General features: G+C 54.0%; 21 protein-coding genes and 1 other annotated feature. Of the genes, 13 read left to right on the top strand and 8 right to left on the bottom strand.

Features of this window, described 5'->3' with window-relative positions; translation table 11 throughout:
- Positions 1-4: 4 nt before the first annotated feature.
- Positions 5-796, bottom strand: coding sequence for an inner membrane protein YpjD (locus tag ABLV07_RS23610; protein WP_015703199.1), 792 nt, complete (start codon positions 794-796; stop codon positions 5-7).
- Positions 797-962: 166 nt separating this feature from the next.
- On the opposite strand from ABLV07_RS23610, the gene ffh reads away from it, so the two are divergent.
- The 7 genes from ffh (at position 963) to ABLV07_RS23645 (ending at position 6,564) form a co-directional block, all read left to right on the top strand.
- Positions 963-2,327 carry a signal recognition particle protein gene (gene ffh / locus ABLV07_RS23615; RefSeq protein ID WP_020078159.1) on the top strand — a complete coding sequence of 455 codons (1,365 nt, stop codon included), beginning with the start codon at positions 963-965 and terminating at the stop codon, positions 2,325-2,327.
- A gap of 238 nt (positions 2,328-2,565) precedes the next feature.
- Complete coding sequence (gene rpsP, locus ABLV07_RS23620) at positions 2,566-2,814, top strand: 30S ribosomal protein S16 (protein ID WP_015370257.1); 249 nt, start codon at positions 2,566-2,568, stop codon at positions 2,812-2,814.
- An 18-nt stretch (positions 2,815-2,832) separates the two neighbouring features.
- Complete coding sequence (gene rimM, locus ABLV07_RS23625; RefSeq protein WP_015703198.1) at positions 2,833-3,381, top strand: ribosome maturation factor RimM; 549 nt, start codon at positions 2,833-2,835, stop codon at positions 3,379-3,381.
- 31 nt (positions 3,382-3,412) lie between these two features.
- Positions 3,413-4,180, top strand: a complete 768-nt coding sequence (trmD, locus tag ABLV07_RS23630) for a tRNA (guanosine(37)-N1)-methyltransferase TrmD (RefSeq protein ID WP_008806092.1) — start codon at positions 3,413-3,415, stop codon at positions 4,178-4,180.
- 39 nt (positions 4,181-4,219) lie between these two features.
- Positions 4,220-4,567: a 50S ribosomal protein L19 gene (gene rplS, locus ABLV07_RS23635; protein WP_002914145.1), complete on the top strand. Its 348-nt coding sequence runs from the start codon at positions 4,220-4,222 to the stop codon at positions 4,565-4,567.
- Positions 4,568-4,687: 120 nt separating this feature from the next.
- Positions 4,688-5,137 carry a DUF2946 domain-containing protein gene (locus ABLV07_RS23640; RefSeq protein ID WP_032715649.1) on the top strand — a complete coding sequence of 150 codons (450 nt, stop codon included), beginning with the start codon at positions 4,688-4,690 and terminating at the stop codon, positions 5,135-5,137.
- A 56-nt stretch (positions 5,138-5,193) separates the two neighbouring features.
- Positions 5,194-6,564, top strand: a complete 1,371-nt coding sequence (locus ABLV07_RS23645; RefSeq protein ID WP_348853640.1) for a PepSY-associated TM helix domain-containing protein — start codon at positions 5,194-5,196, stop codon at positions 6,562-6,564.
- A gap of 5 nt (positions 6,565-6,569) precedes the next feature.
- Here ABLV07_RS23645 and ABLV07_RS23650 read toward each other — a convergent pair whose 3' ends face one another.
- The 3 genes from ABLV07_RS23650 to ABLV07_RS23660 are packed head-to-tail and all read right to left on the bottom strand — an operon-like array spanning position 6,570 to position 8,787.
- A complete protein-coding gene (locus ABLV07_RS23650; RefSeq protein ID WP_015370261.1) occupies positions 6,570-7,049 on the bottom strand; it encodes an OmpA family protein in 480 nt (159 codons plus the stop codon).
- Between the two features lie 12 nt (positions 7,050-7,061).
- A complete protein-coding gene (dgcN, locus tag ABLV07_RS23655) occupies positions 7,062-8,285 on the bottom strand; it encodes a diguanylate cyclase DgcN (protein ID WP_015370262.1) in 1,224 nt (407 codons plus the stop codon).
- Positions 8,278-8,787, bottom strand: coding sequence for a YfiR family protein (locus ABLV07_RS23660; RefSeq protein ID WP_026612240.1), 510 nt, complete (start codon positions 8,785-8,787; stop codon positions 8,278-8,280). Before ABLV07_RS23660 ends, dgcN begins: the two co-directional genes overlap by 8 nt.
- Before the next feature lie 343 nt (positions 8,788-9,130).
- On the opposite strand from ABLV07_RS23660, the gene aroF reads away from it, so the two are divergent.
- The 3 genes from aroF to ABLV07_RS23675 all read left to right on the top strand — a co-directional run bounded on the left by aroF (position 9,131) and on the right by ABLV07_RS23675 (position 12,273).
- On the top strand, positions 9,131-10,201 hold the full coding sequence (aroF, locus tag ABLV07_RS23665; protein ID WP_042893249.1) for a 3-deoxy-7-phosphoheptulonate synthase AroF: 1,071 nt from the start codon (positions 9,131-9,133) through the stop codon (positions 10,199-10,201).
- 9 nt (positions 10,202-10,210) lie between these two features.
- Entirely contained in the window at positions 10,211-11,332 is a 1,122-nt protein-coding gene (tyrA, locus tag ABLV07_RS23670; protein WP_015703194.1) for a bifunctional chorismate mutase/prephenate dehydrogenase, read from the top strand.
- 68 nt (positions 11,333-11,400) lie between these two features.
- The gene (locus ABLV07_RS23675; RefSeq protein ID WP_348853638.1) at positions 11,401-12,273 is read left to right on the top strand and encodes an SMP-30/gluconolactonase/LRE family protein; all 873 of its coding nucleotides are present in this window, start codon (positions 11,401-11,403) and stop codon (positions 12,271-12,273) included.
- On the opposite strand, the gene pheA is transcribed toward ABLV07_RS23675, so the two are convergent.
- The 4 genes from pheA to bamD all read right to left on the bottom strand — a co-directional run bounded on the left by pheA (position 12,270) and on the right by bamD (position 15,039).
- Entirely contained in the window at positions 12,270-13,430 is a 1,161-nt protein-coding gene (gene pheA / locus ABLV07_RS23680; protein WP_015370267.1) for a bifunctional chorismate mutase/prephenate dehydratase, read from the bottom strand. The genes ABLV07_RS23675 and pheA overlap by 4 nt on opposite strands.
- 25 nt (positions 13,431-13,455) lie before the next feature.
- Positions 13,456-13,580: a sequence feature (Phe leader region), on the bottom strand.
- Positions 13,532-13,579 (bottom strand): pheA operon leader peptide PheL, encoded by a 48-nt coding sequence (gene pheL, locus ABLV07_RS23685; protein ID WP_100279143.1) that lies wholly within the window; start codon positions 13,577-13,579, stop codon positions 13,532-13,534. (Overlaps the previous feature by 48 nt.)
- Before the next feature lie 113 nt (positions 13,581-13,693).
- A complete protein-coding gene (gene raiA, locus ABLV07_RS23690) occupies positions 13,694-14,029 on the bottom strand; it encodes a ribosome-associated translation inhibitor RaiA (protein WP_002914111.1) in 336 nt (111 codons plus the stop codon).
- Positions 14,030-14,301: 272 nt separating this feature from the next.
- Positions 14,302-15,039 (bottom strand): outer membrane protein assembly factor BamD, encoded by a 738-nt coding sequence (gene bamD, locus ABLV07_RS23695; protein WP_015370268.1) that lies wholly within the window; start codon positions 15,037-15,039, stop codon positions 14,302-14,304.
- 131 nt (positions 15,040-15,170) lie between these two features.
- Between bamD and rluD the strand changes: the two genes are divergently transcribed.
- From rluD to clpB, 3 genes are all read left to right on the top strand, one after another.
- Positions 15,171-16,151, top strand: a complete 981-nt coding sequence (rluD, locus tag ABLV07_RS23700) for a 23S rRNA pseudouridine(1911/1915/1917) synthase RluD (protein WP_015370269.1) — start codon at positions 15,171-15,173, stop codon at positions 16,149-16,151.
- Complete coding sequence (gene yfiH, locus ABLV07_RS23705; protein ID WP_058649325.1) at positions 16,148-16,879, top strand: purine nucleoside phosphorylase YfiH; 732 nt, start codon at positions 16,148-16,150, stop codon at positions 16,877-16,879. Before rluD ends, yfiH begins: the two co-directional genes overlap by 4 nt.
- A gap of 129 nt (positions 16,880-17,008) precedes the next feature.
- On the top strand, positions 17,009-19,582 hold the full coding sequence (clpB, locus tag ABLV07_RS23710) for an ATP-dependent chaperone ClpB (protein WP_015703191.1): 2,574 nt from the start codon (positions 17,009-17,011) through the stop codon (positions 19,580-19,582).
- The last annotated feature ends 388 nt before the right edge of the window (positions 19,583-19,970 follow it).

Genomic DNA, 19,970 nt, shown 5'->3' on the forward strand with positions numbered 1-19,970 from the left:
GTCTTTAACTAACAAACTGCTGAAGGACGCGGCTGCCAAAATAAGCCAGGGTCAGCAGCCCGGCTCCGGCGACGTTAAACCAGACCACCCGGCGGCCGCGCCAGCCTTCGTGGTAGTGCCCCCACAGCAGTACGATATAGACAAACCAGGCCACGATAGACAGCACCGCTTTATCAATATTTTCGGTATTAAACAGGTTGTGCATATAGAACAACCCGGTGCACAGCGTCAGGGTCAGCAGCACGACGCCAACCTGGGTGATATGAAACATTTTACGCTCAATACTCATCAGCGGCGGCATTTCGCTGCTGAAAGCCAGCTTTTTATTTTTAAGCTGGTAGTCAATCCACGCCAGCTGCAGCGCGTACAGCGCGGCGATGATAAGCGTGGCGTAGGCAAAGAGCGACAGGCCGATATGCACCAACATCCCCGGGGTGGTTTCGAGGTGGGTGATGTACTCGTTAGGCACGAAGGTGGCGAAGGCGAGATTGATCAGCGCGAAGGCGTATACGATCGGTAGCAATAACCAGCCGCGATTACGCGAGGCGACGATGGTCATCACCGTACAGATCATCAGGCTGACCAGCGAGCCGACGTTAAGTAAGCTGAGATTTTGCCCACCTTCGCCGCCGGGGAAAATACGTGACTCCAGCGCGAAGGCGTGGCAAATCAGCGCTATCGTCGCGGAGAGAATCGCCATCCGCCGCCAGCTGCTGTTTTTTTGCAGCAGGCCAGGGATGATCAGCGCAAGGCTGATGGAGTAGGCGACAAGGGCAAGTAGAGCAAACACAGGCATAGGAGCGTCGACTGTTGACTAAATAAGAAAGAGAAGCAGTATAGCGTCACGCGACGTCTGCTCCAACCGTTGCAGCACATTCAGGTTTATGTCGTGTTATACTGCGCCAAATTCGTATTTTTGTGTCGCTGCGGCGACCGACCGTTTCCACCTCAGGCGAGAGACAATGTTTGATAATTTAACCGATCGTTTGTCGCGTACGCTGCGCAACATTAGCGGCCGCGGACGCCTTACCGAAGACAACATTAAAGACACCCTGCGCGAAGTGCGCATGGCGCTGCTGGAGGCCGACGTCGCGCTTCCGGTGGTGCGTGATTTCATCAGCCGCGTCAAAGAGAGCGCGGTAGGACATGAAGTCAATAAAAGCCTGACGCCAGGTCAGGAGTTCGTCAAGATTGTCCGCAACGAGCTGGTTGCGGCGATGGGCGAAGAAAACCAGACGCTGGATTTAGCCGCGCAGCCGCCGGCCGTCGTCCTGATGGCGGGCCTGCAGGGTGCGGGTAAAACGACCAGCGTCGGTAAGCTGGGCAAATTCCTGCGCGAGAAGCACAAGAAAAAAGTGCTGGTCGTTTCCGCGGACGTATACCGCCCGGCGGCGATTAAACAGCTGGAAACGCTGGCAGAGCAGGTCGGCGTGGATTTCTTCCCGTCCGACGTTGGCCAGAAGCCGGTTGATATCGTCAACGCGGCGCTGAAAGAAGCGAAGCTGAAATTCTACGACGTGCTGCTGGTGGATACCGCCGGTCGTCTGCACGTCGATGAAGCGATGATGGACGAAATCAAACAGGTCCACGCCGCGATTAATCCGGTTGAGACGCTGTTTGTCGTCGATGCGATGACCGGTCAGGATGCGGCGAATACCGCGAAGGCCTTTAACGAAGCGCTGCCTTTGACCGGCGTGGTGCTGACCAAAGTAGACGGCGACGCCCGCGGCGGTGCGGCGCTGTCGATTCGTCATATCACCGGCAAGCCGATTAAATTCCTCGGCGTCGGCGAGAAAACCGAAGCGCTGGAGCCGTTCCACCCGGACCGTATCGCTTCCCGTATTCTCGGCATGGGCGACGTGCTGTCGCTTATCGAAGATATCGAGAGCAAAGTTGACCGCGCGCAGGCCGAGAAGCTGGCATCCAAGCTGAAGAAAGGCGACGGTTTCGATCTGACCGACTTCCTTGAGCAACTGCGCCAGATGAAAAACATGGGCGGCATGGCCAGCCTGATGGGCAAACTGCCGGGCATGGGGCAAATTCCCGATAACGTGAAAGCGCAGATGGACGACAAAGTGCTGGTGCGTATGGAAGCGATCATCAACTCGATGACGATGAAAGAGCGCGCCAAGCCGGAAATCATCAAAGGTTCGCGTAAACGCCGTATCGCCGCCGGTTGCGGGATGCAGGTGCAGGACGTGAACCGCTTGCTGAAGCAGTTCGACGACATGCAGCGCATGATGAAGAAGATGAAGTCGAAAGGCGGCATGATGAAGATGATGCGCGGGATGAAAGGGATGATGCCGCCAGGATTCCCAGGCCGCTAATACGCGTCATAATTCAAGCCGCAGATGCGTTGGCTGCGTTCGTTCACCCCGGTCACGTACTTGTGTACGCTCCCGGGGATTTACTCACTTGCCGCCTTCCTGCAACTCGAATTATTTAGCGTATGTAGTTTTGAATTGATTTTTGCACAGAAATCAGTAAAATTTTCGGGCTTTTAATATGACACCGGGCTCCGTTCCTCGATGGGGCCCGGTTGTTTTATTCACACAAGAGGATGTTATGGTAACTATTCGTTTAGCACGTCACGGCGCTAAAAAGCGTCCGTTCTACCAGGTTGTTGTCACCGACAGCCGTAATGCACGCAACGGTCGCTTCATCGAGCGCGTTGGCTTCTTCAACCCGATCGCTACCGAGAAAGAAGAAGGCACCCGCCTGGATCTGGATCGTATCGCTCACTGGGTTGGCCAGGGCGCTACTGTTTCCGATCGCGTTGCCGCGCTGATCAAAGCCGCTAACAAAGCAGCTTAATCTGTCACGGTGGTCATGATGAGCAAGCAACACACCGCACAAGCACCTGTTGATCCGATTGTATTGGGGAAAATGGGTTCTTCCTACGGTATCCGTGGTTGGCTCAGAGTGTTTTCCTCCACCGAAGACGCTGAAAGCATTTTTGACTATCAGCCCTGGTTAATCCAGAAGGCGGGTCAGTGGCAGGTTGTTGAGCTGGAAAGCTGGCGCCACCACAATCAGGACATCATCATCAAGCTGAAAGGCATTGACGATCGTGATGCGGCGAATCTCCTGACTAATTGCGAAATTATCGTTGATTCATCGCAGCTGCCGGCGCTGGAAGAGGGCGACTATTACTGGAAAGACCTGATGGGCTGCCAGGTAGTTACCACCGAAGGCTATAGCCTGGGTAAAGTCATTGATATGATGGAAACCGGGTCGAATGACGTTCTCGTCATCAAGGCAAACCTGAAAGATGCATTTGGCATCAAGGAGCGGTTGGTTCCGTTCCTCGATGGGCAGGTTATCAAGAAAGTCGATCTCGCTACTCGTACTATCGAAGTAGATTGGGATCCTGGTTTTTAAATTCTCCGGATAAACGGTAAAAGACGGCGCTATGTGGATTGGCATAATTAGCCTGTTTCCTGAAATGTTCCGCGCAATTACCGATTACGGGGTAACTGGCCGGGCAGTAAAAAATGGCCTGCTGAGCATCGAAAGCTGGAGTCCTCGCGACTTCGCTCATGACCGGCACCGTACCGTGGACGATCGTCCTTACGGCGGCGGACCGGGGATGCTAATGATGGTTCAACCCTTACGGGATGCCATTCATGCAGCAAAAGCCGCGGCAGGTGAAGGCGCAAAGGTGATTTATCTGTCACCTCAGGGACGCAAGCTTGATCAAGCGGGCGTCAGCGAACTGGCAACGAATCAGAAACTGATTCTGGTGTGCGGTCGCTACGAAGGGATAGACGAGCGCGTAATCCAAACCGAAATTGACGAAGAATGGTCAATCGGCGATTACGTTCTCAGCGGTGGTGAGTTACCGGCAATGACGCTGATTGACTCCGTTTCCCGGTTCATTCCGGGAGTACTGGGACATGAAGCATCAGCAACGGAAGATTCCTTTGCTGATGGGTTGCTGGATTGCCCGCACTATACCCGTCCTGAAGTGTTAGAAGAGATGGAAGTACCGCCAGTATTGCTGTCGGGGAACCATGCTGAGATACGTCGCTGGCGTCTGAAGCAGTCGCTGGGCCGCACCTGGCTTAGAAGACCTGAACTTCTGGAAAACCTGGCTCTGACTGAAGAGCAAGCAAAGTTGCTGGCGCAGTTCAAAAGCGAACACGCGCAACAGCAGCATAAACATGATGGGCAGGCGTGAGCCCCCAATATCAGTTTACCCAGGATAAGAGATTAAATTATGAGCAACATTATTAAGCAACTTGAACAAGAACAGATGAAGCAGGACGTACCTTCCTTCCGTCCGGGTGATACCGTGGAAGTGAAAGTATGGGTTGTTGAAGGTTCCAAAAAACGTCTGCAGGCATTCGAGGGCGTGGTTATCGCTATTCGTAACCGCGGTCTGCACTCTGCATTCACTGTTCGTAAAATTTCCAACGGCGAAGGCGTTGAGCGTGTCTTCCAGACTCACTCTCCGGTAGTTGACAGCATTGCTGTTAAACGTCGTGGTGCTGTACGTAAAGCTAAACTGTACTACCTGCGTGAGCGTACCGGTAAGTCTGCTCGTATCAAAGAGCGTCTTAACTAAGATTCGCTTTCGCGACATCCTGATAGAAAGGGCTGGCCAGATGGCTGGCCCTTTTTTTATCTAAATTTTAACTATTTTGATGTAAATCAATTACAATATCGCCCGGATTTCGGAGGGGCGGTGAACGGCACTATTTTCTCACAATCAGCATTGCAACGGCGGGCCGCCTGGCTGGCGCTGTTTGCGATCCTGCTGATCGTGGTGGCGCCGCTGATCTCCGTTTCGCTGCAGAAAGATCCCATGAGCGCAATGCCGGGCATGCATCATGCTATGCCGATGGGCGCGTCTCATGATGGGATGTCCGGACATGAGATGGTAATGATGCACGGCGCTGACAGAGCGTCGCAGCCGGCGCATAGCATGCCGGTCGATCACGCCGAAGCTTGCGGCTATTGCGTGCTATTAGCGCACGTACCGGGGCTGCTGTTCGCGCTGGCGCTGTTCTTCGCCATGATCCTGCGGCGCATTCGGCTGCCGGCTTCTCGCCCGGTATTAAAACACTGGCACTACTTCCCCTGGCTCTATCCTGAAACCCGCGCGCCGCCGCGGCTGTCTGCTTTTTCCCTTTAATAAAAATGAATCTGCGTACTGCGCAACGACCTCTTTTGCTTTAAAAAAGGAAGAGTATGACAACCTGCACCTCGCGCGCGGCATGGTTAAACCTGCTGCGGCGCCTCCATTTCTATATTGGTCTGTTTATTGGACCATTTATCTTTGTCGCGGCCTTGACCGGCACGCTGTATGTCGCTACGCCGCAACTGGAAAACTGGCTGTACCATGAGGCCTTACAGGGTTCGCTCAACGGCGAAAGACAGCCGCTTAGCGCGCAAATTGCCGTCGCCAAAGAGGCTACGCAAAACAACCTCCGCCTGCAGGCCGTGCGCCCGGGTATTACCGCCGGCGAAACGACGCGGGTGATGTTTGCCGACCCGCGGCTGGGGGAATCAGAAAACCGGGCTATTTTTGTTGACCCGGTGACACTACGAGTCAAAGGCGATCTGACGGTTTACGGTACCAGCGGTATTTTACCGCTGCGCCAGTGGATTGATTACGCGCATAAATCCTTGCTGTTGGGCGACGGCGGCAGACTGTACAGCGAACTGGCGGCCTCCTGGATGTGGGTTGCGGCGTTGGGCGGTATTGCGCTATGGGCGATGACCCGTCCGAAGCGGCGGATACACAATAGGCTGCAAAATACCCGACGTCTGCACGTGACGCTGGGCTGGATGTTACTGGTCGGCATGTTACTGTTTTCCGCCACCGGCTTAACCTGGTCGCAGTGGGCGGGCGGTAACGTCGATAAGATGCGCGCCGCGTTTGGCTGGCTAACGCCGCAGGTCAATACGCAACTTCATGGCGGGAAGGCGATGCCGCCCGATCCGCACGCCGGGCACCACATGGCGCATATGGCAATGGATGAGCCACAGGTGAAAGTGACTGCGGATCGGTTCGATAGCGTATTGCAGGTGGCGCAGGCCGCAGGTCTAACGGCCAGCAAGCTGGAGATCCGGCCGCCAAAAAGCGCGGGGATGGCGTGGACGGTGAATGAAATTGACCGTAGCTGGCCGACGCGGGTCGATGCTGTGGCCATCGATGGCGAGACGTTACAAGTCGTGGATCGTACCCGCTTTAGCGATTTCCCGCTGATGGCTAAGCTGACCCGTTGGGGCGTCGATTTTCATATGGGAATACTGTTCGGGTTGGCGAACCAGTTGCTGTTGGTGGTATTCGGGTTGGCCCTGTGCGTCATGATCGTCGTCGGCTATCGCCTGTGGTGGATCCGCCGTCCGGCGCAGAGTGCATTTAATCCTGCACAAACGTTGGTGCAAGCGTGGCTGGGACTAAGTGTCGCTGCCCGGGCGCTTGCGCTGTTAATAGCGCTCCTGCTCGGGCTGGCGGTGCCGCTGATGGGCGTCAGCCTCGCGGCGTGCCTCGTGGTTGATTACCTGCGCTGGCGCGCGGCTTCAGCGATGAGGCTGGTTAAGTCGGTAGACTAACGCGCTTAAGGCGTGCTGATCACCACGGTAACACGGCGGTTTTCAGCACGGCCTGCCGCGGTATTGTTGCTGGCGATGGGGTACTTTTTACCTAACCCGCGGGTGGTTAAATTACTGCGCGGAATTTTCGCGCCTTCAGCCCAGGCATCCGCCACGCTGTTGGCGCGCTTTAATGACAGCGCTTCGTTGTAGCTGTCTTCGCCGTAGTTATCGGTATGACCTTCAAGACGGCTATGGGTAATACCGGTTTCAGCTAACCGTGCGGCCATACTGTGGATTTGCTGCTGGCTGTCGGGACGCAGGCGATAGTCGTTTTTGTCAAACAGAATGCTGTCAGACAAACCTAAGGACCAATCACCGGCGGCTTCGGTAAAGCCGTAAGACTTCATTGCTGCGACCTGTTCTTTCGAGAACTTACCTGGCGCCTGGCACCCAGTGAGGAGAAAAGCAGCCAGAAGAGTGGGCGCAATAAATTGCCTGAGCATAGTCATTCCTTCTTATTTTTGTGTGTGATGAAAACGCTGGTTTTTCATCCGATACATATTCTGATCGGCCAGTTCCTGCAGCTCCTCCACCGAGGTGTGTTCCCAGGTCAAAGCATAGCCAATACTCAAAGAGAGCGTTGCCGTGTGGCCATTGTGGAGGTTGAATGGCTGAAGAAACTGTTCGGACAGCGTTGCGCAAAGCGCCTGGACTTCGGTTTCGGTATGCACATCGTGCAGTAAAATGGCGAATTCATCGCCGCCCAGACGCCATGCCTGATGTTGGTCGCCAACGAATGCCATCAGGCGGCTGGCGACCTCAATAAGGACTTTATCGCCGGCAGCGTGTCCCCAGTTATCGTTAATGAGTTTGAAATTATCGCCGTCAAGAAACAGCAGCGCCGAACTATGACGTGCCGCGTCATCGTCCATTAGCTTACCGATGACGTTGCGAAACGCCGCGCGATTCGCCAATCCCGTTAGTGGATCATGCAACGAGCTGCGCAGCAGTTGCGCATTTTTCGCCTGCAGTTGACGCTGCCAGTCCTCCATTTCTCCCAGCAGGCTATTGAAGTCCTGGGCAAAGAGATGGAATTCCTCAATACGTTCTTCCGGTACACGGCGCGAGAAATGGCGGTTTTCGCGGATATCATGTACCACTTCGGTAATACTTTGCAGCGCGGCGACAATACCGCGATGCAGAGAATGGGTAAGCATCAGGGCGATAACGGACGCCAGCAGAATACTGCCGGTCAAAACGATCAGCGAAGTACCGAGAAAATGACTGATTAACCGATCGAGCGCCTTCAGACGAAGCTCACCGATTATTTTCCCCTGATGCCAGATTGGCTGGACAGTCGGTTCAGGAAACAGCCATTTACTAATATAACCACTGAATTTTTCGTTTTTAACTAAGGCGTCATTACGCCAGTCGGCGAAATGACGCTGATGGCTGTCCAGAAGCGTGGCTTCGGAAAATTGCCCCTGTCTGCCAAGCGTCGCCAGCGTATCTTCTGCGGCGGTGGCATCGCCAAAAACCAGTGCCGCTTCGAGGCTGCGGCCCATGGTTGCCGCGGTGAGCTCAAGATTTTTTTGCGCGTACTGTTTTAACGTGATGACGGAGGCGGCGCTGAGCAAAAGCCAGACCAGCGTCATCGAAATCACTACGCTTATCATGCTGATTCGGCGTAACGCGTTTTTGAAAGTGGGGCGCGGGGCCTGAGAAAAATCCTTATTCATGTGATTTCTTCCGGGCAAGCATCAGTACGTCCGGATTGACCCGTACACCGCTATGCGTCAGGACATCCAGATTAACGGAAAACCTCACCCTATCGTCATTTATGAGCAAGCAAAAAGCGCTGCCAAAAGAGCAATCGGTATTTTGTTCCGCTATGAGTAATAGAGGACGGGAGCCATATTTTTTTGTTAATGCAGACTGCTGATCCGGGGTTTCACTGCCGAAATACAAACCGTCGCAGCTGGCCTTTAGGGCTTCCTGTGAATTTCGAACTATCACCGGTTGATAAGGTAAATTTTCCGGCGCTTCCTGAGCCAAACTGCGGATATATCGGGAGGTGGAAAAAACGCATAACTTCGGCGGGCCGGATAAATTTGGCCAGCGCGTATAAGTCACAATCCCCGAAACTATGGCGCGAACGTTCTCAGATGTCTCAGCGGCAAAAGCGGGAACTCCCGCGATGAGCAAAAAGAAAAGCAAAAATAGACGGTAAAACTCTTTCATTAACGGGTCCGTCAAATCGTTATTGCACGGGAAACGCAGTTCGCAGTTGCCTGAGCGGAGAATAGCATTATTGGCAAAAAGCGTCATTAGCTGCCCCGGCCGCTTTGAGATAATCCTTACCAGGAATTTTAGTAAAGGAATGAGTAAAACGCGGCGGCAAAAAAGAGTCTTCGCCATGTGTACATTTATATGAACACTTTTCTGGCAATTCGATGCCAATTATTTTGCTGTTGTAAAGTAATGTTTACGTAATATGGATTGATATCTTTACTTTATATGGTATGGTTACGTCATGCCCGCTGAGGCAACGACTATCGCAAACGAGCTATACAGGATCGCCATCATGCAAAAAGACGCGCTGAATAACGTACATATTACCGATGAACAAGTTCTGATTACCCCGGATCAACTGAAAGCCGAATTCCCGTTAACCGTGGAGCAGGAAGCGCAGATCGCGCACTCCCGTCAGACTATTTCCAACATTATTGCCGGCCGCGATCCGCGTCTGTTGGTGGTCTGTGGTCCTTGCTCAATCCACGATCCGGAAGCTGCTATCGAATATGCTCGTCGATTTAAAGCCCTTGCCGCAGAGGTCAGCGATAGCCTCTACCTGGTGATGCGCGTCTATTTTGAAAAGCCACGTACCACTGTTGGCTGGAAAGGGCTGATTAACGATCCGCACATGGATGGCTCGTTTGATGTGGAAGGCGGTCTCAAGATAGCGCGTCGCCTGCTGGTTGATTTAGTCAATATGGGCCTGCCGCTGGCGACAGAAGCGCTCGATCCAAATAGCCCACAGTACCTTGGCGATCTGTTCAGCTGGTCCGCCATCGGCGCGCGTACCACTGAATCGCAGACTCACCGTGAAATGGCATCCGGTCTGTCGATGCCGGTTGGTTTTAAAAACGGTACCGATGGCAGCCTGGCGACGGCGATCAACGCCATGCGCGCCGCCGCGATGCCGCACCGCTTCGTCGGCATCAACCAGGCCGGCCAGGTTTGCCTGCTGCAGACCCAGGGGAATCCGGATGGTCACGTCATTCTGCGCGGCGGTAAAGCGCCAAACTACGGCCCGGAAGACGTTGAGAAGTGCGAAAAAGAGATGGCGCAGGCGGGACTGAAACCGTCGCTGATGATAGATTGCAGTCATGGTAATTCCAATAAAGACTACCGTCGTCAGCCGGCGGTTGCGGAATCCGTCGTCGCGCAGATCAAAGATGGCAACCGTTCCATCATTGGCCTGATGATTGAGAGCAATATCCACGAAGGCAATCAGTCTTCTGAGCAGCCCCGTTGTGATATGAAGTACGGCGTATCCGTCACCGACGCCTGCATCAGCTGGGAAACTACCGATGCACTGCTGCGCGAGCTCGATAGCGATCTGCGCGCTCATCTGGCGGCACGTCTGGGTTAAGAGGATTGTATGGTTGCTGAACTGACCGCATTACGCGATCAAATTGATGAAGTTGATAAGGCGCTGCTTGATTTGCTGGCAAAGCGCCTGGAGCTGGTGGCGGAAGTTGGCGAGGTTAAGAGTAAATATGGCCTGCCGATTTACGTACCGGAACGCGAAGCCGCGATGCTGGCTTCCCGCCGGGAAGAGGCGGCGGCGCTCGGTGTGCCGCCGGATCTTATCGAGGATGTCCTGCGTCGGGTGATGCGCGAATCGTATTCAAGTGAAAACGACAAAGGCTTCAAAACGCTGCATCCGAACCTGCGCCCGGTGGTTATTGTTGGCGGCGGTGGGCAGATGGGGCGTCTGTTTGAGAAGATGCTGACGCTGTCAGGCTATCAGGTGCGGGTGCTGGAAAAAGAAGACTGGCCGCGGGCGACAGAGATTGTCGCCGATGCCGGGATGGTTATCGTCAGCGTTCCGATCCATACCACAGCAGAGACGATTTCGCGTCTGCCGCCGCTGCCAGCGGATTGCATTCTGGTCGATCTGGCTTCCATCAAAGCCGAGCCGCTGCAGGCGATGCTGGCGGCGCATAATGGCCCGGTATTGGGATTGCACCCGATGTTTGGTCCGGATAGCGGCAGCCTGGCGAAACAGGTGGTGGTTTACTGCGACGGGCGTCAGCCGGAAGCGTACCAGTGGTTCCTTGAACAGATTCAGGTCTGGGGCGCGCGGCTGCACCGCATCAGCGCCGTTGAGCACGATCAGAACATGGCGTTTATTCAGGCGTTGCGTCACTTTGCCACTTTCGCCTATGGCCTGCATCTGGCTGAAGAGAACGTTCGTCTTGAGCAACTATTGGCGCTCTCTTCGCCGATTTATCGACTGGAGCTGGCGATGGTGGGGCGTCTGTTTGCCCAGGATCCGCAGCTGTATGCCGACATCATTATGTCGTCAGAAAATAATCTGGCGTTAATTAAGCGCTACTACCAGCGGTTCGGCGAAGCGATTGGTCTGCTGGAGCAGGGCGATAAGCAGGCGTTTATCGACAGCTTCCGTAAAGTCGAACACTGGTTTGGCGATTACGCCCAGCGCTTCCAGAGCGAAAGCCGTACGCTGTTGCGTCAGGCGAATGATAATCGACAGTAAGTCCGCTAAACGTGTATACAATAAAGCCAGAGGGGTAACCCGCTGGCTTTTTTTATAGGGATGAAAAGATGGCTCAACCGCAACCGCTGTTTGATTACGTCGGGCACCTGCCGGAATGCCCAACCTGGAGCCATGCCGAGCAGGCACTGTACTGGGCGGATATTCTGGAGTGCGAAATTCACCGCTACGATACACGCAATAAAGAACACCAGGTCCTGCAATTTCCCGAAGAAGTGGGCTGCTTTGCTCTGCGCGAGAAGGGAGGTTTTATCGTCGCCTTACGTAGCGGTATCTGGCTTTGTGATGCCCGTGGTCTGCTGCAACGCAAAATCTGTGATAACCCAAGTAACCCGGATCTCGCGCGTTTTAACGACGGCGGTACCGATCGGGATGGCCGTTTTTACGCAGGGACCTTCTGGGGGCCGGGGGATTACAATGGCGCGCTGCTGGTGCGTATTGATAACGACCTGACGCCAAAGGTGGTGCAGTGCGATATTCATGGTGCTAATGGTCTGGCGTTTAGCGACGATAAGCGCTGGATGTATACCTCCGATACGCCGAACGCGGTGATTTACCGCACGCCGCTGGATGAGCAGGGCGAGCCGGGCATACGGGAAGTGTTTCGTCGTTTCCATCCGGGAGAGGGGATCCCTGACGGTGCGGCGGTTGATGAAGAAGGCTGTTACTGGAGCGCGATGTTTGACGGCTGGCGGATTGCCCGCTTTTCGCCGAACGGAGAACAACTGGAAGAGTATCGCGTGCCGGTGCGTTGCCCCACGATGGTGTGTTTCGGCGGCGCGGACATGAAAACGCTCTATATCACTACCACCCGGGAAAATATGGACGCCGACGAAGTGGCGCAATATCCGCTTTCCGGCGCCATCTTCACCCTGCCGGTTGCGGTGGCAGGGATGAAGAAACGGCAATTTATTGAACGTTAAGCCGGGTCGACCGGCACGACGTTTTCGCTCGGGTAACAGCCCAGTACTTTCATCGAACGGGTAATTTCGGCCAGCTCTTTTAAAGCCTTACGTAAGGGAAGGGATTCCAGGTTGGCCTGAATATCCAGATAAAACATCTCTTCCCACGGGTTACCGTGGATGGGGCGCGATTCCAGCTTGCTCATGATCAGGTTGTGGTTACGCAGCACCAGTAGCGCTTCAACCAGCGCGCCAGCCTGTTGGCCGGTGGCGATTAACAACGTCGTTTTCGCCGGCACCTGATCGGATACGTTCACCGCTTTACGCGCCAGCACCAGGAAACGAGTGATGTTTTGCGTCTGGTTAGCCTGGCAGTGCTCCAGCACCTGCAGCCCGTACAGCGCGCCGCCGGCCTCGCTACCCAGCGCGGCAACGGTGGGGGATTTTGCCTGCGCGACTTTTTCCATCGCCGCTGAGGTGCTCTCGGTGTACTCGATTTTCCAGTGCGGATAGCGGCTTAAATACTGGCTGCATTGCTGGAACGGCTGCGGATGGCTATAAACGGTCTCGATCTTATCAGCGTCCGTTGAGGATGAAACGAGCACACAGTGATCGATTGGTAGCGTCAGTTCGCCGACGATCGACAGACTGGTATGCTGCAGCAGATCGTACACATCGTTGATCCCGCCGGAGCTGGTGTTTTCAATCGGCACGACGGCGTAATCGGCCTGACCGGTTTCGACCTGCTCAAAGATATCGGCGAATTTCGCGCAGCCGCTTTCGATAAATTGCTCAAAATGACGCGCGGCGTACTGGCGCGCGGCAAGATGTGAATACGAGCCTTTAGGCCCAAGGAAGGCGATACGCGCGGAGCGGGGGTTAATCTTATTAAGATGCTGCTGCAGTAGCGCCTGCTGGGTAAGAACGGAGTCTTCAATAATCAGCTGGAACAGGCGGGTAATGTAGTGGGCGTCCAGATGATGCTTTTTGCCAAGCGTCATTAAACGCTCCAGCAGGTCGCGTTCGCGGTCGATATCGCGTACTGGACGGTGCGATTCCAGCTTCGCTTTCCCGACTTCTACCGCTAGGCCGCGGCGTTCGGCCAGCAGCGCGAGCAGTTTTTCATCCAGGGCGCTTATTTTGTCGCGCAGGGCCAGTAATGGGTTTTCCTCGGTCATAATTGTGTTGCCTTTCTTGTTATCAATAAAAAAGGCCTCCCGCGTGGGAGGCCTTGTTATTCGTCTTCGCATTCTTTCTTATACGACGAACCGCCTCCCAGTCAGGGGAAGGTAAAAAAGAATGCGAAGAAGAACGGGAGTCGTTTCACGATGAATTCCTTAGGTTAGTGTGGATTACAGTACCTGTACTGTTTTCATCCTGTCAATTAAAAAACGAAAAACGCGCCCGAAGGCGCGTGGCATGACACAACTTAAGTTAAGGATTACTCTTCTTCTTCCACAAAGCCTGCCTCTTTCACCGATGTGGCGGCGCGGCGGGCTTCCCCTTTGTGTTGCACTTTATTCAGCTGCCGTTCCAGCTTGTTGATCAATTCGTTAATGGCGGCGTACATGTCTTCATGACGCGCGCTGGCAACCAGATGGCCGTTCGGCGTATTGATGGTTGCGTCAGCAATAAAACCCTGCGGCTCCTTAGAGAGAATGATGTGCGGGTTGATTAAATGAGTTTGCCACTTATCCAGTTTGGCGAGACGGTCTGCGACATGCTGGCGGATTGCCGGAGTAATTTCCATTTGTTTACTGGTAATGTTCATTGTCATAAATTTTACCTCTTGTCTTTCCCGTCTTGGTGAACCCAGCATACCTCGCCTAATGTCAAAATGTGTGATCTAAATCACATTTAAATGTCACTTTTTGTCAACGAATTCATTTTGTGAGACAGGACAGGAACGGATGAGATTTTACTTGTCGAAATGAAGAAAGGGGGCCATATTTGATGAGTTAACTCGGCGCTAAACCGCTTCAGCGCTGGTGTTCATTGAATAAAAAAACGGCAGCCCAGGGGCTGCCGTTTTGCTTTCTGTTATCACCCTCAGGTGTTTTTGCCGTTGGCGGCGATGATTTTGGCGACTTTGTCAGCCTGCGCGTTCATTTGCATCTGACGATAGGCGTTTTCCATCTTCGGCAGCGCATCGCGAGTGGCCTGCGTATCCGGGTAGTTACGCAGCATACCGTCAACGCGGTTCACGACGGCAACCCAGGCGCCGCGGTCGGTGTAATAATCCACCACCGACAGCTCATACTTCGCCAGACGGTCTTTCAGGAACACCAGACGTTTGTAGGCGTCTGTAGCGTACTGGCTGTTCGGATAACCGCGAACCAGCTTCGAGAAATCATTGAATGCGTCGCGAGCGTGCTGCGGGTCGCGGTCGGAACGATCGACGCCGAAGAAGCCCTGTAGAGCGCTGTCATCAAGGGCCATGTTAGTCAGGCCGCGCATATAGATGACATAGTCAATGTTTGGATGCGTAGGATTCAGACGAGCGAAACGATCGATTGCGGCCTGGGCCAGCGGCAAATCGGCATTTTTGTAATACGCATAAATCAGGTCCAACTGTACCTGTTGGGAGTAAGGACCAAATGGATAGCGATTATCCAACGCTTCCAGTTGCGTTATTGCCTGTTTCCAGTTACCGTCCTGCAACTTTTGCTGGGCGGTCGCGTAAATTTCATTCGGCGGATTATCAGGCACCTCCTCCTTTGAGCCAGAGCAACCCACCAAAGCCAGGCTCAGTGTGGCTGCTGCCACCAGGTATTTCATGCGCGTCATGACGTTTTGACTTCCTCAAAATGTTTATGCGGGAGAATCTCTGTTCCTGCTCCCGATTAAGACCAGCTACAATAGCACACTATATTAAACGGCAAAGCCGTAAAACCCAACGTTAAACGAAGAAGCTGTATATGGCACAACGAGTACAACTCACCGCAACGGTGTCCGAGAACCAACTCGGTCAACGCTTAGATCAGGCTTTGGCCGAATTGTTCCCGGATTATTCACGTTCGCGGATAAAAGAATGGATCCTTGACCAGCGCGTGCTGGTAAACGGCAACGTCATCGACAAGCCGAAAGAAAAAGTTTTTGGCGGCGAAGCCGTCTCTATCGATGTTGAGATCGAGGAAGACGTGCGTTTTGAACCGCAGGATATTCCGCTCAATATCGTCTATGAAGATGACGACATCCTGGTCATCAACAAACCACGTGATTTGGTTGTGCACCCTGGTGCGGGCAACCCTGACGGTACTGTGCTGAATGCGCTGCTGCATTACTATCCGCCCATTGCCGATGTCCCTCGCGCGGGTATTGTTCACCGTCTGGATAAAGATACCACCGGCCTGATGGTCGTGGCGAAGACTATTCCGGCGCAAACGCGTCTGGTCGAGTCACTGCAGCTGCGCGAAATTACCCGCGAGTATGAGGCGGTGGCTATCGGCCACATGACCGCTGGCGGTACGGTTGAAGAACCAATCAGCCGTCACCCGACCAAGCGCACGCATATGGCGGTTCACCCGATGGGGAAACCGGCGGTGACCCATTACCGCATTATGGAACATTTCCGTATCCACACCCGTTTGCGCCTGCGCCTGGAAACCGGCCGTACCCACCAAATCCGCGTCCATATGGCGCATATTACCCATCCGCTGGTGGGCGATCAGGTTTATGGCGGCCGCCCGCGTCCGCCGAAAGGGGCATCGGACGAGTTCATCAGCGCGCTGCGCAAATTCGATCGCCAGGCATTACACGCGACCATGCTGCGTCTGTATCACCCAATTACCGGTATTGAGATGGAATGGCACGCGCCGATCCCGCAGGATATGGTGGAACTGATCGACGCCATGCGCGCCGATTTTGAAGCCCATAAGGACGATATTGACTGGTTATGACAAAGCTGATTGTTCCGCAGTGGCCTATGCCGAAAGGCGTGGCGGCCTGTAGTTCTACCCGTGTGGGCGGCGTGAGCCTGCCTCCGTATGACTCGTTGAACCTTGGCGCCCATTGCGGCGACGATCTCCTGCATGTCGAAGAAAACCGCCGGCGGATGTTTGCCGCTGGCGGATTACCCTCTTATCCGGTGTGGCTGGAGCAGGTGCATGGCACGACGGTACTAAAATTGGATGGCGGGCCGTACGTGTCAAAACGCGCCGATGCGTCATACTGTAATACGCCGGGTACCGTTTGTGCGGTGATGACCGCGGACTGCCTGCCGGTGCTGTTCTGTAACCGCGCCGGAACCGAGGTGGCGGCAGCGCACGCCGGATGGCGCGGCTTATGTGAAGGCGTACTGGAAGAAACGGTCGCCTGCTTTAATGATAAACCGGAAAATATTCTGGCCTGGCTTGGTCCGGCAATTGGCCCTGAGGCGTTTGAAGTCGGTGCGGAAGTGCGAGAGGCTTTCATCGCCAAAGATGCCCAGGCGGAGAGCGCCTTCCGTTCTGCCGGTGAAAAATATTTTGCTAATATTTATCAATTGGCTCGTCAGCGCCTGGCTAACGTCGGCGTGGAGCAGATTTTCGGCGGCGATCGTTGCACTCTAAGTGAAAAAGATGATTTTTTCTCTTATCGTCGCGACAAGACCACAGGTCGTATGGCAAGTTTCATTTGGCTGATATAACCTAGAGAATCAAGACGATCCAGAAGGCAAACTTATTTTTCACATAGTTCAGGTCTTTAACCTTGAATAATTGAGGGATGACCTCATTTAATCTCCAGTAGCAAATTTGACCTGTTTATGGGAGGAGTTATGCGTCTGGATCGTCTTACTAATAAATTCCAGCTTGCTCTTGCCGATGCCCAGTCGCTAGCACTCGGGCACGACAACCAATTCATCGAACCACTTCATCTAATGAGCGCCTTGCTGAATCAGGAAGGGGGATCGGTGCATCCTTTACTAACCTCGGCGGGTGTTAACGCCGTGGCGTTACGCAGCCAAATCGAACAGGCGCTGAGCCGTTTACCGCAGGTAGAAGGTACCGGCGGCGACGTCCAGCCGTCTCAGGATCTGGTGCGTATTCTCAATCTGTGCGACAAGCTGGCGCAAAAGAGAAAGGATAACTTTATTTCGTCAGAACTGTTCGTTCTGGCGGCGCTTGAATCACGCGGTACGCTGACCGACCTGCTGAAATCTGCCGGAGCAACAACCGCCAATGTGACTCAGGCGATTGAACAAATGCGCGGAGGTGAAAGCGTGAACGATCAGGGTGCCGAAGACCAACGTCAGGCATTGAAAAAATTTACCGTCGATCTGACCGAGCGTGCCGAACAAGGCAAACTGGACCCGGTGATCGGCCGTGATGAAGAGATCCGTCGTACCATCCAGGTACTTCAGCGCCGTACTAAAAACAACCCGGTGCTGATTGGTGAACCCGGGGTGGGTAAAACGGCAATCGTCGAAGGACTGGCGCAGCGTATCGTCAACGGCGAAGTACCAGAAGGGCTGAAAGGCCGTCGGGTATTGGCGCTGGATATGGGCGCGCTGGTGGCCGGGGCGAAATATCGCGGTGAATTCGAAGAGCGTCTGAAAGGCGTGCTGAACGATCTGGCGAAACAGGAAGGCAACGTTATCCTGTTTATCGATGAGCTGCACACCATGGTCGGCGCGGGTAAAGCCGACGGCGCGATGGATGCCGGCAACATGCTGAAACCGGCCCTGGCGCGCGGTGAACTGCACTGCGTCGGCGCCACCACCCTTGACGAATACCGCCAGTACATTGAAAAAGACGCCGCGCTGGAACGTCGTTTCCAGAAAGTGTTCGTTGCCGAGCCGACGGTAGAAGATACCATCGCCATACTGCGCGGTCTGAAAGAACGTTATGAACTGCACCACCACGTGCAGATCACTGACCCGGCCATCGTGGCAGCGGCGACCCTGTCGCATCGCTATATTGCCGACCGTCAGTTGCCGGATAAAGCCATCGACCTTATCGATGAAGCAGCATCCAGCATCCGTATGCAGATCGACTCGAAGCCGGAAGAGCTGGACCGTCTCGATCGCCGTATCATCCAGTTGAAGTTGGAACAGCAGGCGCTGAAGAAAGAGGCGGATGAAGCGAGCCTGAAGCGTCTCGATATGCTTAATGAAGAGCTGGCGGACAAAGAAAGCCAGTATTCGGTGCTGGAAGAAGAGTGGAAAGCGGAAAAAGCATCGCTCTCCGGTACGCAGACTATTAAAGCTGAGCTGGAACAAGCCAAAATTGCTATCGAACAAGCACGACGTCTTGGCGACCTCGCGCGGATGTCCGAACTGCAATACGGTAAAATTCCGGAGCTGGAAAAACAGCTGGCGGCAGCCACCCAGTCTGAAGGCAAAACGATGCGCCTGTTACGTAACAAAGTAACCGATGCCGAGATTGCCGAAGTGCTGGCGCGCTGGACCGGTATTCCGGTGGCGCGCATGATGGAAAGCGAGCGCGAAAAACTGTTGCGTATGGAACAGGATCTGCATCACCGCGTTATTGGCCAGGATGAAGCGGTTGAAGCGGTATCCAACGCCATTCGCCGTAGCCGCGCCGGGCTGTCTGACCCGAACCGGCCTATTGGTTCGTTCCTGTTCCTCGGCCCGACCGGGGTGGGTAAAACCGAGCTTTGCAAAACGCTGGCTAACTTCATGTTCGACAGCGACGACGCGATGGTGCGTATCGATATGTCCGAATTTATGGAGAAACACTCCGTCTCGCGTCTGGTCGGTGCGCCTCCGGGATACGTGGGTTATGAAGAGGGCGGCTATCTGACCGAAGCGGTCCGTCGTCGTCCTTATTCCGTCATCCTGTTGGATGAAGTGGAAAAAGCGCATCCGGATGTATTTAACATTCTGCTGCAGGTGCTTGACGATGGTCGCCTGACCGACGGGCAGGGGAGAACGGTCGACTTCCGTAATACGGTTGTCATCATGACCTCAAACCTCGGTTCCGATCTGATCCAGGAACGTTTCGGCGAGCTGGACTACGGTCATATGAAGGATCTGGTGCTTGGCGTGGTTAGCCAGCGCTTCCGTCCGGAGTTTATCAACCGTATCGATGAAGTGGTGGTCTTCCATCCGTTGGGTGAAAAACATATTGCTTCTATTGCGCAGATCCAACTGCAGCGTTTGTATAAACGTCTGGAAGAGCGCGGCTATGAAGTGCATATGTCCGATGAGGCGTTGAAGCTGCTGAGCGAAAATGGCTACGACCCGGTATACGGCGCGCGTCCATTGAAACGTGCCATCCAGCAACAGATAGAGAACCCGTTAGCGCAGCAAATCCTGTCTGGCGAGCTGGTTCCGGGGAAAACCGTCGAGCTGGTGGTAAAAGACGACCGCATCGTAGCAGTGCAGTAAGTCACAAAACGACAAAAACGGGCCCTTTGGGCTCGTTTTTGTTTAAAAACCAGGCAAGAATTAAAGTTCAAACGTTAATTTGGTTGAAAAGTGAGCGCTTGAATTGTTTTTTTGAATTTATGCTTGTCACTTCAGAATTACTCCCTATAATGCGCCTCCACTGACACGGAACAACGGCAAACAAGCCGCCGGGTCAGCAGGGTTTCAGCAGCGAAATGTGACGCTGAAAACCGACAGAGAAAAGTGAAATAAGCGCTTGACTCTGAATGAGGAAAACGTATTATACGGGACCTCGCAACGGTGAGCGAAAGCCGCGTTGCACTGCTCTTTAAAAATTTATCAGACAATCTGTGTGGGCACTCAAAGTGACATGGATTCTTAACGTCCT

It is taken from the genome of Klebsiella sp. CN_Kp097 (assembly GCF_040064495.1).
Classification (GTDB): Bacteria; Pseudomonadota; Gammaproteobacteria; order Enterobacterales; family Enterobacteriaceae; genus Klebsiella; species Klebsiella aerogenes.

Excerpts from the sequence above, each read along its gene's own strand:
- ABLV07_RS23610 (WP_015703199.1), bottom strand. The coding sequence starts at position 796 with ATGCCTGTGTTTGCTCTACTTGCCCTTGTCGCCTACTCCATCAGCCTT.
- ffh (WP_020078159.1), top strand. The coding sequence starts at position 963 with ATGTTTGATAATTTAACCGATCGTTTGTCGCGTACGCTGCGCAACATT.
- rpsP (WP_015370257.1), top strand. The coding sequence starts at position 2,566 with ATGGTAACTATTCGTTTAGCACGTCACGGCGCTAAAAAGCGTCCGTTC.
- rimM (WP_015703198.1), top strand. The coding sequence starts at position 2,833 with ATGAGCAAGCAACACACCGCACAAGCACCTGTTGATCCGATTGTATTG.
- trmD (WP_008806092.1), top strand. The coding sequence starts at position 3,413 with ATGTGGATTGGCATAATTAGCCTGTTTCCTGAAATGTTCCGCGCAATT.
- rplS (WP_002914145.1), top strand. The coding sequence starts at position 4,220 with ATGAGCAACATTATTAAGCAACTTGAACAAGAACAGATGAAGCAGGAC.
- ABLV07_RS23645 (WP_348853640.1), top strand. The coding sequence starts at position 5,194 with ATGACAACCTGCACCTCGCGCGCGGCATGGTTAAACCTGCTGCGGCGC.
- ABLV07_RS23650 (WP_015370261.1), bottom strand. The coding sequence starts at position 7,049 with ATGCTCAGGCAATTTATTGCGCCCACTCTTCTGGCTGCTTTTCTCCTC.
- dgcN (WP_015370262.1), bottom strand. The coding sequence starts at position 8,285 with ATGAATAAGGATTTTTCTCAGGCCCCGCGCCCCACTTTCAAAAACGCG.
- ABLV07_RS23660 (WP_026612240.1), bottom strand. The coding sequence starts at position 8,787 with ATGAAAGAGTTTTACCGTCTATTTTTGCTTTTCTTTTTGCTCATCGCG.
- aroF (WP_042893249.1), top strand. The coding sequence starts at position 9,131 with ATGCAAAAAGACGCGCTGAATAACGTACATATTACCGATGAACAAGTT.
- tyrA (WP_015703194.1), top strand. The coding sequence starts at position 10,211 with ATGGTTGCTGAACTGACCGCATTACGCGATCAAATTGATGAAGTTGAT.
- ABLV07_RS23675 (WP_348853638.1), top strand. The coding sequence starts at position 11,401 with ATGGCTCAACCGCAACCGCTGTTTGATTACGTCGGGCACCTGCCGGAA.
- pheA (WP_015370267.1), bottom strand. The coding sequence starts at position 13,430 with ATGACCGAGGAAAACCCATTACTGGCCCTGCGCGACAAAATAAGCGCC.
- raiA (WP_002914111.1), bottom strand. The coding sequence starts at position 14,029 with ATGACAATGAACATTACCAGTAAACAAATGGAAATTACTCCGGCAATC.
- bamD (WP_015370268.1), bottom strand. The coding sequence starts at position 15,039 with ATGACGCGCATGAAATACCTGGTGGCAGCAGCCACACTGAGCCTGGCT.
- rluD (WP_015370269.1), top strand. The coding sequence starts at position 15,171 with ATGGCACAACGAGTACAACTCACCGCAACGGTGTCCGAGAACCAACTC.
- yfiH (WP_058649325.1), top strand. The coding sequence starts at position 16,148 with ATGACAAAGCTGATTGTTCCGCAGTGGCCTATGCCGAAAGGCGTGGCG.
- clpB (WP_015703191.1), top strand. The coding sequence starts at position 17,009 with ATGCGTCTGGATCGTCTTACTAATAAATTCCAGCTTGCTCTTGCCGAT.